Source organism: Desulfotignum balticum DSM 7044 (assembly GCF_000421285.1).
Lineage (GTDB): Bacteria > Desulfobacterota > Desulfobacteria > Desulfobacterales > Desulfobacteraceae > Desulfotignum > Desulfotignum balticum.
In genome coordinates this window covers 2,502,076-2,515,504 of sequence record NZ_ATWO01000001.1, presented here as the reverse complement: position 1 = coordinate 2,515,504, position 13,429 = coordinate 2,502,076, and the positions used below count along the sequence as shown (strand labels likewise).

Below are 13,429 nucleotides of genomic sequence, written 5' to 3'. Positions count from 1 at the left end.
AAACGGAGGTGTCGATGTCGGGTAAACCCATAACCGATCAACAGATAAGGATATACATGAGCACAAAAAATAAAGGGCATATTCAACAAACAGCAGCCGCAAAGGCTGGCATATCAGAACGTTCAGGTCGCCGCATTGAAAAAGGAGAAGTTACCCCTGGAGGTAAAGCCGTACGCCATTGGAGAACGCGTAAGGATCCTTTCAAAAATATCTGGGAAAATGAGATTGTTCCAATGCTGGAGCAAAATTTCGAGCTTCAACCGTTAACATTATTTGAACATTTTGCGATAAAATATCCTGATAAGTTTCAGAGTACCAAACTGCGCACATTTCAACGCCGGGTGAAAAAATGGAAAGCGCTCAACGGGACCGGCAAGGAGGTCATGTTTCGGCAAGAAAAAATTCCCGGGCGTATGGGTTTGTCAGACTTTACAAAGCTGAAAAAAGTTACCATTACGATCAATGGAGAGCCGTTGAAGCACCTTCTCTACCATTTCCGGTTGATTTACAGCGGGTGGTGTCATGCTAAAGTTGTCCTGGGCGGCGAGTCATTTACTGCACTGAGCGAGGGTTTGCAGGATGCATTCTGGCGGCTGGGAGGTGTCCCCATAGAACATCGTACCGACAGCCTTTCCGCAGCGTTTAAAAACATGGACAAGGATGCAAAGGAAGATGTCACCAGACGATACGAAGAATTATTCAGCCACTATGGCGTGATCCCGACACGAAATAATAAAGGAAAGGGGCATGAGAACGGTGGAGTTGAGTCACCGCACGGGCACTTGAAGAATCGCATCCATCAAGCACTGTTGCTCCGCAATTCTGTCGACTTTGAGTCTGTAAAGGCCTACCAGCAGTGGCTTGATATCATCGTTCGAGATATCAATGCCCGCAATGCCGACAAGGTTGCACAAGAGCATAAGCATTTGAAAGGGCTACCGCTCCAAAGAACAGTTGATTATACCGAAAAAGTAGTCAGCGTCAGCACCACCAGCACTATTCTGGTGAACCGCGTAATTTACACAGTTCCATCCCGCCTTATAGGAGAGAGGCTACGCATTCATATCTACCATGACAGAATTGAAGCCTACTTGGGAACGACCTACGTCATCACATTGTCCCGGCAATTTCCGCCAGATAATAACCGGCGGTCCCGCAGTGTCAATTACCGCCATGTGATCAATAGCCTGGAGCGTAAACCGCAGGCTTTTCGATACTCTCAGCTTCGGGATGACCTGTTGCCCAGTGATACTTACCGGCATATCTGGGAACAGCTGGACCAGAGGTTGGATCCCCGTGCTGCCTGCAAAGCAATCGTGGGAATTTTGTCTTTGGCCAACCGGACCGATCGGGAAGCGGAACTTGGTGATTACATCTTTAAAAAAATGACGAACGATCACATCCCGGCGCTTCATGAACTGCAAAAAAAATTTGACAAAAAGGAAGGTGTAATACCTGAAATCGATATAATGGTGGCCTCAGGAGAAGATTACAACATTCTGCTTTCCTCGCACTCACCTGCGGAGGTGTTCTGATGGCAAGCTCAGAAGCCCTTCCCGTGCTGCTCAAACAGTTACGTCTTTCAACCATCGCCCGATTATGGGAGAGCTTTCTCACCCGTGCTGAGGAGGAGCACTGGAGGCCGGCTCAATATCTGGCGGCCCTGTGTGAGCAGGAATTAAATGAACGTCACAGCCGTCGCATTGAGCGTTTTACAAAGGACTCCCGCCTTCCGATTGGTAAAACCCTTGTAACATTTGATTTTAGCCAGACACCTACAGTAAGGCCGGAAAGGATAGAGGCGTTGGCCCAAAACAGCGATTGGGTAAAGCGAGCCGAGAATCTTCTATTTTTTGGGCCCAGTGGTGTTGGAAAAACCCATCTGGCAGCTGCAATATCCCATGGCTTAATAGAGCAATCAATTCGGGTGCGCTATTTTACGACAACGGCACTTGTTCAAGAGATGCAGCAGGCCCGTGCTGATCTGCAGCTTGAAAAGTTCCTGGCAAAACTCGATAAATTTTCTGTCATCATTTTGGATGACCTGGGTTATGTTAAAAAAACGGATGCCGAAACCCATGTGCTTTTCGAGCTGATCGCCCACAGATATGAAACTGGAAGTATCATCATCACATCCAATCAGCCGTTCGGTGAATGGGACAAAATATTCACCGATCCCTCGATGACTGTAGCCGCTATCGACCGGGTGGTTCACCATGCGACTATTATCGAAATAGAGGCTGACAGTTTTCGTAAACGCCAGGCAATTTCCAGAAACATCAACACAAGCCTGGGGCAGGATCTTCCTTCCGGTGAATCATATACATGATGAAAAAAGGTGAAACAAAAAGGAATTTTGTCCGATTTTATATGGGGGCCAGCCCCCAAACCCCCGGGATTTAACGCATTGTGGACCAAAGCATGTAGGGCAGGCTGGCATTTGCCGGCGCTGCCCCATGCTTCGGTCACCGACCACGGCGCTCGGGGTGCTTCCCAGCAGTTGCCCTATCCTCCGGGTTGGTGGCGTGACAATATCACTGCAGGAAAAAATATCAAGACAACATTATCATAAAAAAAAGAGGGTCGGGAATTTTAACAGAAAATGAGCGGTTTTTTTTGTAAAGCGTAACACACTTTTCTATAGTGTCCTATTGACAAGCCTTTTAGAGCTTGCCTAAATCAATATGAGGGAATGAAATGCAGAGTAACCGTGGAGGATATAGAGGAAAACCAAAACAAAAATTACCCCCGCATCTCAAGCGGGTTCATGTGAATGTTCGTATCCAAAGGTGGATGCTCGACCAATTAAAGGCAAAAGGAGAACCCGGAATCATTTTGGAAGATATTTTGAAAAAGGCAGGTTTTAAATATTGTGAGGATCAGAAGGATTGATTAATCGTTTTGGGTTGTAGTTCCAAACAGGAATTTTTAATTGTCGTACAAGCAAATAATAATTGTCGTTCGTCAATCAACTATCGAGAAAAAACGTCAATTACAATGAAGGAGATTGGCATGATCATGAAAGATAAAAATTGCAACAAAAACAGATCGGAATTTATTCATTCAAAATTCAGTTATCAATATGGGAAAACCGGCCAAGATAATTGACGCGGACCGGACAAAGTAATTGACATTTGACATCCTGATGGATAGTTGGTTCTCAATGCCTTCTGCCATAGCAGCACTTCGTGAGCATATCCACGTTATCTGTATGCTGAAAGACCATCCAAAATGGTTCTACCAATACCAGGGCAGGAAACTCAGGCTGTCTGACCTGTACAAAAAATTGAAGAAAAAGCGGGGCCGTGCAAAAGTCAAAGCTCAGGCTATTGTGACGCTTTCCAATGGCAAACAGGCAAAGGTTGTTTTTGTTCCTTGTGATAAAAAAAGGGGCTGGCTTGCATTATTGTCGACGGATCTGTCCCTCCCCAATGAAGAGATAATTCGGCTGTACGGCAAACGTTGGGACATCGAAGTCTTTTTCAAAATGTGCAAACAGCATTTGAAATTGGTGAAAGAAATACAGGTCAGAAATTATGATGGGTTAATCGCACATACATCTCTGGTTATTGCCAGGTATAACATACTCAGCCTTTATCAGCGGCAACGCATGGATCAGCGATCGTTTGGAGAGCTCTTCCGAGCCTGCAATGAAGAGATGGCCAATTTGACTTTTATGGTTTCTTTGGAAAGAATTATGCGGATGGCTATGGCATACATACAGCGCTTCTATGGATTAACGGAACAAATAATACAAGACATGCTCGACCTAGTGATGGGGCAAGCTCTTGACCATTTTGGATTCACTGACAGATCGAAACATTTATCGGAGGTGTGGAATTACTCCACCGAAAGTTGAGTTAATAAATTCCGCGAATCTCGAAAGCCTGATTCGGCGAGATAGTAGCATGTCCTTGTAGATGCGGATGTTATGGCATCATGTCAATTTTAAACGATAAACTCGATGTGGCAGTTCATGGAAAATTGTTTCTTTTTCAAAGTGAAATCCATTTTTTTCTGCAACCCTTATAGATGGCGTATTGATCGAACGTATAAGAGATATAACAGATTTTTTCGACAATTTATTTTTTGCATAGTCAATACATCCTTTTGCTGCTTCTGTACCATAACCATTACACCAAAAGGAATCTAATAATCTGTATCCAATTTCGGATTCAACTTGTCCATCAATGTTCTGATTTACAATGCCACATATACCAAGAAATTCATTGTCATTTTTTCGAATAACTGCCCAAAAGCAATACCCGTCAGTTTTATACTTGCTCAGAATTTTTTCATAAAAATCTTTTGACTCAATCTCGTTTAATGCTTTTGGAAAATATTTATGTACTTTTTCATTTGAAAGAAGTTTATACAAATCATCAAAACGATCTTCACCTATCATTTCTAATTTGAGTCTTTCGGTTTCTAAAATGATGTTACTCATATATTCCCGATGCCAAACGTTAAGATAAGCTGCGACCGCACAGCCAAAAAAAATCCCCGATGTGTCGGGTGGCCGGGGGCTGTTGCCAGCCCCAAGCCCCCTAAGAACCGGACATGAGACTTTCACCTCATCCGGCTCAAGCATTGATAAGGCGCGTGGCCACACCCGACAGTTGTTTTCGTTTCCAACGAGCTTTGAGATAGTCTTCCCATACAGGATCATATGGATTGACCTGTGCTTTAACCTTTATATGCCTGATGAGCCAGGTCGGGCCTAATAAAATCAGGGGTTGAGGATTACCTTTTTCCATGAATCGCCAGTCTCGACCTTTGATCCTTCGGTAATATTTGCCTTTAACCCATCCTTTGTACTTTTTTGGATGCCTTCTCCTGGCCCATTTCCATGTCATTTGCCAAAATGCATGGTCAAGGTCCCCGAATACTTTCCGACTGACGACATGTTTATAATAATTTGCCCAACCGCGTATGATGGTATTCAGTTTGGCAATTACAACGTCGGTTCGCCTAGTCTTGTTGGCATTCAGATAGTCTCTGACTTTTGCTTTAATGCTTTTGATGCTGGATTTAGACGGCTTTATCAGAAGTTTGCCTTTATATTTCCTGACATTAAAGCCAAGAAAATCAAAGCCATCATCAATATGTGTGATCATGGTTTTTTCTTCTGACAATTCAAGACCCCTTATTTTAAGAAACCCTTCAATCAAAGGTTTGACACAGGTTTCAAGCAGTTCCGGGGAACGGCCCGTTATAATGAAATCATCCGTGTACCTGACAAAATGAATCTTATCAGTTTTCCTGAAGTTATCTGCAAGGAGATCCTGAATACCGTCAAGTGCCATATTTGCAAGCGTCGGTGAAATTATCCCTCCCTGTGGAGTCCCTTCATTTGTTGAATTAAACGTATGCTTCTCAAGGTAACCGCACTTGAGCCATTGTTTTAATTTCTTCTTGTTCATCGGGATGTTCTCATTCAACCATTTGTGGTCAATATGATCAAAACAGCCTTTGATATCTGCCTCTAAAATCCAGTCAGCACTACCTTTCCGTCTCAGCGCATTATAAATAGCTCCCATGGCATCCTGAGCCGAACGCACTTTCCTGAATCCATAGGAATGATGATCAGCAGTGGTTTCAGATACCGGATCAAGTCCCAGTAAATCAAGGGCCTGTTCCACCCGGTCATGCATGGCCGGTATGCCTAATGGTCGTTTCTTACCATTCTTTTTCAGGATGTAAATGCGTTTCAGCGGTTTTGCCTTATATTCGGGAAGATTAAGATTCTTGAGCGTTTCCCATCGCTTTCGGGGTGTATCAATTAATAGATTGTCCACACCCGGGGTTCGTTTTCCACTATTGGATATCACCCGCTTAATGGCGATAAGCTTTGCCGAAAGCGAGTTGGACAGCAGCCGTTGAAGGCCGCGTGCCGTTTGCTTTAATCCATTCTTAACTGCCTTCACGATACGCGTCTGTATACGGGATACTATCAGCCTGTGCTTGTCCCAATCAAGAAGGTCCCACACATTCTTCAAGCCCATACGGCCGTCAACATCATAAAATGATATCATCTATCCACACCAATACGGTTATTCCATTTCAAATCGTTTCACGTGATCCAACACCATGCCGGAAGTCTGCCCATTTTCATGGTCGGGCAAATTTTGAACCCGTATCTGATCCATTACAGATCAGCATTCGCTTTCTCCAGCGTTCCTCTACCCGCATCCCCATAAGCCAATCTTGCGATCAGCTGTCCTTCTTTCGAAGGGAAAATACGGGCTTACCAAGTTCCACTTTTAACACCCAATGGGTTAGCGTCTGTCTATCCGCCGGAGGGATCATAGATTACGTGAAGCGAAAACGGAACGCTCCATCCATACCTCTTGCCTTTTGGCCCAGGCCTGTCAGCATCTTTGGCCTGTCAAAAATAACGACGTTTATTAACAGTTCACATATGTTACGCATACCATCGTTCATAGCTCCCATCTGGATTGATGCTCCCAGAGTTGAGGTCCCCTCACGGCTCTCTCTCCTGGCATAAAGCCAAGGGCTTCATTGTCATCCGGGCTTCACACAAAACCATTACTGGTAATGCATGCCGGAATGTAAAACTGCTGGTAATACAGCAGGTTGGGTCAAGCCCAACATTATTAAAAGCGACTTCTTGTCGCACCAGCTTCATCTTATTTGTTGACGAACCCGATTTATCGGGTGAGTCTTTCACGATGTTGGCCCCTTGGGTAAAAGCAATGAAACCCTCTCCATCCGCCCGCCAGGGCTTCGTCCAAAAAAAAACGTTAAGTTGAGCTGCCAAGACACAGTCAAAAAAATGCCGCAGCAGGTCTGCTCCAACTTATTTGTTACATTGACCGGGTCGAAGATTCGGTGTTGATCCCTCGGGTAAAAGCAGAAAAATCTGTATTCCACAGCCAGGATTTTGCTGCCAACGGTTTAAATATTTCCTGAAAGATTTGAGTGTTCATCTGGATTCACCCTGTTGATTTATCCAGTCCGGTTAAAAAATAGATCAAAAACCCGCCAGCCGCTGTTGGTTGTCGATAAAAGTCCCTGGTAAGACCCCCGACTACTTTTGATATCTGCAATGCTCTTCAAAGTAAAGGCCTTTATGGCGATTCTGCTGCCTTTATTCCCAGTGCAACTTCTGTCTCCGAACCGGCATCTTTCACCACGTTCCCGAATCCGTCCAGCACCAGGATAGTCATCATGGTGCCGTTGCCGCAGGCCGGGCATTGGCAGGTATGGTCAATGGGCGCTTCTGTTTCCGCGCTTTGTTCTATCCGGTCGTTCAAAGCCTGGCGTATGGATGAGATCTGCTCTCCTGCCTTGCCGTTTGCCAGAAACCCGTAATACCGGATCCTGTGAAAGTGCTTGGGCAGAACATGTGTCAGGAAACGGTTGATGAATTCCATCGCAGGAAGAGTGGTGGTTTCCCATCGGCATTTCTTCCGGATATTCTTGAACCAGAATGTGATCATGTCATTTTCAACGCAGATAATCCGGTTGTCGCTGATGGCTGCGGAATGGGTGTATCTGCCGATATACTTCACCACTTCAGCCGGTCCTGAGAACGGTGGTTTTGAATAGACCACCCAGTCCCTGGGGACGGTGTGGAACAGCCATTGCCTGAATACGTCCGGGGTCTCAAATCGGGCCAGGTCACCGGGCAGGTTCAACAGGCCCTTGCCGTGGGCCGCGATCAGGCCGCTCAAGAACTTGGCCCGAAATACGTTGGAAAGTGCTCTGACCGGAAACAGGAAGCTTGCATGGTACTTGGGCTCCACCCACTGCCCCCGAGTATTCACCCCACCTGCGGTGACAATAAAATGGATGTGGGGATGGAGCCACAGCTTGCCGCCCCATGTGTGGAAGATGCCATAAAACCCGATCCTGGCCCCCAGTCGTTTGGGATTTTCCCCGAACTCCAGCAGGGTTTGAGAGGCGCTTTCGAACAGCAGGTCGTACATGACCCGCCGGTTGAAGCGGCATAATGGGTTGAAGATATCAGGCAGGGTGAAGACGCAATGGTGATAGGATACAGGAAGCAGTTCATCAATCCTGGCCGCCACCCATCTGCGGCGGGCAATGTTATTGCAGCCAGGGCAGTGGCGGTTCCTGCAGGAGTTGTATCCCTTTTCCAGGTGCCCGCAATTATCGCAGATTTCCCAGTGGGTGCCGAACTCCCCGCGCCGGCAATGCTCAATATCGTACATGACCTTGTGCTGCCGGGGATGCAGCCGGTGTGTGTCTCTGAAGGAAGGGCCGAATTCCCTGAAGATATTGCCGACCGTGGGGCTATCATCCGGTTTGTCGGGAAGCGGCTTATGTGAGCAAAGAGTTTTCATCGGTTACCGAAGCCTGGGGCAGAGGAGATAAGGGGGGAGCAAGCTGCAAGAATTATGACAGGCGGGGCATTTGCGGTTTTTTGCAAATGACATGACTGGCGTAATTCTTGCGCGCAGGCGCCCCCCGTTCTCCGGCAAAGTTGGCTCTATCATTTGAAAAGCCTTCATTTATAAGCGTTTAGAGTTCTGCAGCCCTTTGGAAACTGCCGTGTCCACCGTCCAGGTTTAATGTAACGCTGCAAATCAGCCGCGCGGCTTTTGGCGTCGGCTGAATTTGCCTTGTTCGGCGTTATTTATCGGTTCCATTTGGCATATTCAGGAACTTCGTCTTTCATGTCTCTATAGAGCCAAACCATTCGATCAAAGTACCAGAGTTTTCCCATATACATTAATAGGCCCCCCAAGAGGGTAGGCCAAAGACTTAATAGCCAAATGCCATAGGCGTAAGGGAGAATACCTGCCGCACTTATGGCAAGCAGCGTGTTGGCGGCGATTAAATGGTGTCGAGGAATCGTAATAACTTTTCTGTTCAGCCAAACCCTTTCCCCGAAGACGCCCTGCGAAGCCCAATTGTTGGTTGACTTGGGTTCGGGAAAAACTCTGGGGTTGATCCAGATCCAAAGCAGGGCGGCGAGAAGTGGCAATACAGACCATCGCCCAATCCAAGACCTGCTCCAAAGGGACAAGGTCAATAACGGTAGGCCTGTAATGATTCTTGTCCATGCACTCCACGGGTTAGCATGTCGTAGCCAAGTAGCATCGGACATGAGCAATATTCTTGTGATCGCATTATGTTGCGTTTTCATGATGACATTTCCGCCGAACGACCAAGCTAACCGGCGCAAGGGGCGAGCTGACTGAACAACTTCATCTGAGAACCCGTAGCCCCTTGCGTCCGGTTCAGCGCAGGGTTATGTGTATTTTTTAATGAAGATTGTATTTTTTCAATAACCGTTTCCAATGCCGCATTAAATTCTTCAGCTTTTACTTGGGGAAGGAAATGACCTACGCCAGAAATTAAAACAACACTGTTATGCAAAGCTTTTTCGTCACCTTTCGGCGCACCATTGATATTATAAAGTTTTCCTGAAAATGTTTTAAGCTCAGACGGTTCTTTTTGTGAATTCCATTTGATACATTCATATAACGAACTGATTCCCATCTTATAATCAGCGGCAAGCATATTTTGATAAGTTGAGTTTACCAAATCCGGATTTGCGCTTTGCGCAAACATTGATCTGACTGTTTCCTCCAAGGCAGAGGGATAATCTTTTTTCAATTTCTCAAGAAATGCCATTTTTGCTTCTTCCGGAACAGATGCAAGCGGAGTATAAAAAGCATCAACAGCAACGATTCCAACAACTTTTTTCCCAAGCAGTCTGGCAGTTTCGATCACTATGGGACCTCCCATGGAGTGACCGACAAGAATTATTTTTTCTCCGCCGACCTTATCATAAACCGACTTGACATCTTGTGCAAATGCTGACATTGTAAATTTTTGACGGTCGGTTTCAGAACTTCCGTGACCTGCCAAATCCAACCAAACCACCTTATAATTACTGGAAAAATAATCAATCTGAGGTTGCCAAATTTTATGATCACATAGCCAGCCGTGAACGAATAAAAGGGTGGTTTCCCCCTGTCCGCTGAACCCATAAGCAATACGAGTACCATCGGCAGATTCGGCGATTAGTTTTTTAGTCTGAATGGCAGAGTTGTTTATGGCGCATGCTGACAAAAACAGGCATATAATTGCAGCTATCAGATAAATAGCGACCGTCTTATTTTTTTTCATATTTGCCATAAAAATCTGAATTGCAAATCTATTTACTTCCATTATTCACACTCCTCAATTTATCACATAACGGGCTTTTCACAGGCGCCGGCTGTTTGGCGTCCTGTGGAAAAGCGGGTTATGTCTCATTTAGATTTATTCGATATACAAAATGCCGCATATTTTGGAATACTGTTTCTTTTTCAAGTGTTAATCCATTCTTCTCTGCAACTCTTATTGATGGAAGATTCACAGGTCGAATCAGAGAAATAATAGAAGCCAGATTAAGCACTTTTTTGCCATACTGAATGCAACCCCCAAGCGGCTTCTGTTCCATATCCCTGGCCCCAAAATTCATCCAATAAACGGTAACCGACTTCTGTTTCTTTTTGCCCGTCAATTATTTGAGATAATAAGCCGCAAATTCCCAGAAAAACATTATCGGTACTTCGGATAGCTGCCCAAAAACAATACCCATCAACATTATAACGGTACTGGATCTTTTCAAAAAAGGCTACTGATTCATTTCTATCCAATGCTTTCGGAAAATATTTATGCACTTTTGGATTTGAAAGTAATGCATAAAGATCGCTTTTATGCTTATTTCCAATTTTTTCTAAACGGAGTCTTTTGGTTGTCAATATTGTGTCGCTCATCTTTATTTCAGAGACATAACGGGCTGTTCAGGGACGGCGAGGTACGAGCCGTCACCTGCAACAGCAATGTTAGAAAAAATTATAAAAACGAGCATCTTCCTTGAACTTTACCCTGGATGGGTTTCCCTCAGCTCTGTATAGTCTTCTGTTGGAAATATCAAACACAGAAGACCAAATTGTATCAAAATTTAATTGTTTATCGTATTGACAAATAAAACCATATTTCCCTCTTAATATATTTTGTGCAAACTCAACCCCATCGTTGCAATCCATGCACATTAGTGCATTATAAACAGTTTGATAACGATTTTCAGAAAAATAGACATTACGATCACTTGCATCATGTTTCCACATATCTTTTGATGTAAAATGGTTTACTGTGATAATAAAGCTTTCTCCAGCTCCATTTCTCTCATGGTTTCGGATATTAATTTTCTGTGGATTACATTCCACAACAACCATTTTCCCTTCTTTGTCTGTCAATATTATATTGCAACTTGAAGCGATAGGAAGTTCTTTTAAGACACGAATTCCTTCATCAACTGTTTTGCATTTTTCAAGAATATACCGTACTAAAAGACTGAATTGATTCCAGGTTTAATCTCATCCAATTTGGGAAGAACATACGTCATTGCAACAACTAAGCCATAATTACTTATTCCCTCCTCGCCGTTGATAAAGGATGACGTATTAAGAATAAAACTATTCCCGTTTTGTGGCCTATAATAAACACTTTTACTTATTTTCTTTAAAAATGGTGGTAGATCGTTGTCCCGGCCATGATAAATTCGGCCTTTTTGCGTAAAACTAAACGCCGTGCAGCCTCGAATTTCAACGCAATTCCCGTTATTGATATCAAGACAACTCCCCATACACATCATCCAAGATGTAAATAGCTCATTGTCATATTCAATTGTGTCTGTGACACCTTTAATTTCGTCTACTGCTTCGGGGAAGTGCTTTTTAAGCAATTTCCCACATTCTCTTCCATGCTTTACTTGAAATGCATCCAGTTTTATTGGGAACTTAACGTTGCCTTGCCTAAATATGTCCCCCATTTTTCGGCCCATTTCATAATGATTACCTCAACTTTCGGTGATAAAAAATGAACAAACTAAATTTATAACACCTTGTATTTGCAATAAAAATTGACGAATTCCGCTTTGTATGATATGTTTTGTTTACCCATAAACTAACACACATACAAAGGGAATTCGCTAAAATGAATTTTAACTGCATCGACACACAAAATCAAACCCAAAATTTAAAAAAGATAGGTGCCCTCAATGAATACTTCTCAATTTTTAAAATTGGGACTCTTTTGAACAGGTCGGGAATAACGAAGAGTAAAGGGGCATCTCCGCTTGCCATTTTCACAGCCTTGTTCAATCTGGCTTTTTGCAGTACAAATTTGTACCAAGGCATTGTAAGAAACAAAGAGGTTATCGTGGATAAGGATGCTGCCTACAATTTTTTGAATTCACCGACATACAACTGGCGGCGGTTTACCCTCCTGCTTTTCCGCCGGATTTATTTCACCATCAGGCACCTCCTTGATGATGCCTCCGAGGAAGTTCTTATTTTCGATGACTCAACCTATAATCGGAATCGTTCCAAGAAAGTAGAGCTTTTATCCCGGGTATTTGATCATTCAGACATGAAATACATAAAAGGATTCCGGATGCTGACACTTGGTTGGTCTGACGGTAACAGTTTTCTCGGTCTTGACTTTGCCCTGTTGTCCTCAGCGGATAAGAAGAATCGATACAATGAGATCAATCCTGATATCGATAAAAGAACTTGTGGGTATCACCGCCGCCTGGAAGCGATTACAAAAACAACAGAGCATCTTGTGCCGATGATCAAAAGAGCCCTTGATAATGGTGTTCGGGCCAAATACGTCCTGATGGATAGTTGGTTCTCAATGCCTTCTGCCATAGCAGCACTTCGTGAGCATATCCACGTTATCTGTATGCTGAAAGACCATCCAAAATGGTTCTACCAATACCAGGGCAGGAAACTCAGGCTGTCTGACCTGTACAAAAAATTGAAGAAAAAGCGGGGCCGTGCAAAAGTCAAAGCTCAGGCTATTGTGACGCTTTCCAATGGCAAACAGGCAAAGGTTGTTTTTGTTCCTTGTGATAAAAAAAGGGGCTGGCTTGCATTATTGTCGACGGATCTGTCCCTCCCCAATGAAGAGATAATTCGGCTGTACGGCAAACGTTGGGACATCGAAGTCTTTTTCAAAATGTGCAAACAGCATTTGAAACTGGTGAAAGAAATACAGGTCAGAAATTATGATGGGTTAATCGCACATACATCTCTGGTTATTGCCAGGTATAACATACTCAGCCTTTATCAGCGGCAACGCATGGATCAGCGATCGTTTGGAGAGCTCTTCCGAGCCTGCAATGAAGAGATGGCCAATTTGACTTTTATGGTTTCTTTGGAAAGAATTATGCGGATGGCTATGGCATACATACAGCGCTTCTATGGATTAACGGAACAAATAATACAAGACATGCTCGACCTAGTGATGGGGCAAGCTCTTGACCATTTTGGATTCACTGACAGATCGAAACATTTATCGGAGGTGTGGAATTACTCCACCGAAAGTTGAGTGATTACCATAAAATCTTGGATGATACATTTTATTTCCTCCCTTTCTA

Annotated in this window: 12 protein-coding genes and 1 pseudogene; 5 read left to right on the top strand and 8 right to left on the bottom strand. The window is 44.1% G+C overall.

What is annotated here, in order from left to right:
• Positions 1-14 precede the first annotated feature (14 nt).
• From istA to K365_RS27950, 4 genes and pseudogenes are all read left to right on the top strand, one after another.
• A complete protein-coding gene (gene istA, locus K365_RS0112580) occupies positions 15-1,535 on the top strand; it encodes an IS21 family transposase (RefSeq protein ID WP_024334838.1) in 1,521 nt (506 codons plus the stop codon).
• On the top strand, positions 1,535-2,329 hold the full coding sequence (gene istB / locus K365_RS0112575; protein ID WP_006964084.1) for an IS21-like element helper ATPase IstB: 795 nt from the start codon (positions 1,535-1,537) through the stop codon (positions 2,327-2,329). The genes istA and istB overlap by 1 nt, the downstream gene beginning before the upstream one ends.
• Before the next feature lie 368 nt (positions 2,330-2,697).
• Positions 2,698-2,892, top strand: coding sequence for a hypothetical protein (locus tag K365_RS0112570; RefSeq protein ID WP_006964083.1), 195 nt, complete (start codon positions 2,698-2,700; stop codon positions 2,890-2,892).
• Positions 2,893-3,139: 247 nt separating this feature from the next.
• Positions 3,140-3,859, top strand: a pseudogene (locus tag K365_RS27950) (IS4 family transposase); the annotation flags it as partial.
• A gap of 78 nt (positions 3,860-3,937) precedes the next feature.
• Here the strand turns inward: K365_RS27950 and K365_RS0112555 are convergent.
• From K365_RS0112555 to K365_RS25735, 8 genes are all read right to left on the bottom strand, one after another.
• Complete coding sequence (locus K365_RS0112555) at positions 3,938-4,591, bottom strand: GNAT family N-acetyltransferase (protein WP_051147843.1); 654 nt, start codon at positions 4,589-4,591, stop codon at positions 3,938-3,940.
• The gene (gene ltrA, locus K365_RS0112550; RefSeq protein ID WP_024334835.1) at positions 4,584-6,035 is read right to left on the bottom strand and encodes a group II intron reverse transcriptase/maturase; all 1,452 of its coding nucleotides are present in this window, start codon (positions 6,033-6,035) and stop codon (positions 4,584-4,586) included. Before ltrA ends, K365_RS0112555 begins: the two co-directional genes overlap by 8 nt.
• Before the next feature lie 1,056 nt (positions 6,036-7,091).
• Entirely contained in the window at positions 7,092-8,330 is a 1,239-nt protein-coding gene (locus tag K365_RS0112535; RefSeq protein WP_024334834.1) for an IS91 family transposase, read from the bottom strand.
• A 293-nt stretch (positions 8,331-8,623) separates the two neighbouring features.
• Positions 8,624-9,136 carry a DUF6653 family protein gene (locus K365_RS0112530; protein WP_024334833.1) on the bottom strand — a complete coding sequence of 171 codons (513 nt, stop codon included), beginning with the start codon at positions 9,134-9,136 and terminating at the stop codon, positions 8,624-8,626.
• Between the two features lie 26 nt (positions 9,137-9,162).
• Complete coding sequence (locus K365_RS26615) at positions 9,163-10,167, bottom strand: alpha/beta fold hydrolase (RefSeq protein WP_024334832.1); 1,005 nt, start codon at positions 10,165-10,167, stop codon at positions 9,163-9,165.
• Positions 10,168-10,388: 221 nt separating this feature from the next.
• Complete coding sequence (locus K365_RS27355; RefSeq protein WP_024334831.1) at positions 10,389-10,760, bottom strand: GNAT family N-acetyltransferase; 372 nt, start codon at positions 10,758-10,760, stop codon at positions 10,389-10,391.
• A gap of 69 nt (positions 10,761-10,829) precedes the next feature.
• Complete coding sequence (locus K365_RS25740) at positions 10,830-11,291, bottom strand: carcinine hydrolase/isopenicillin-N N-acyltransferase family protein (RefSeq protein ID WP_034624970.1); 462 nt, start codon at positions 11,289-11,291, stop codon at positions 10,830-10,832.
• Between the two features lie 41 nt (positions 11,292-11,332).
• Complete coding sequence (locus K365_RS25735; protein ID WP_156887722.1) at positions 11,333-11,830, bottom strand: C45 family peptidase; 498 nt, start codon at positions 11,828-11,830, stop codon at positions 11,333-11,335.
• Between the two features lie 167 nt (positions 11,831-11,997).
• Between K365_RS25735 and K365_RS0112510 the strand changes: the two genes are divergently transcribed.
• Positions 11,998-13,380, top strand: coding sequence for an IS4 family transposase (locus K365_RS0112510; RefSeq protein WP_435050810.1), 1,383 nt, complete (start codon positions 11,998-12,000; stop codon positions 13,378-13,380).
• Positions 13,381-13,429: the final 49 nt, after the last annotated feature.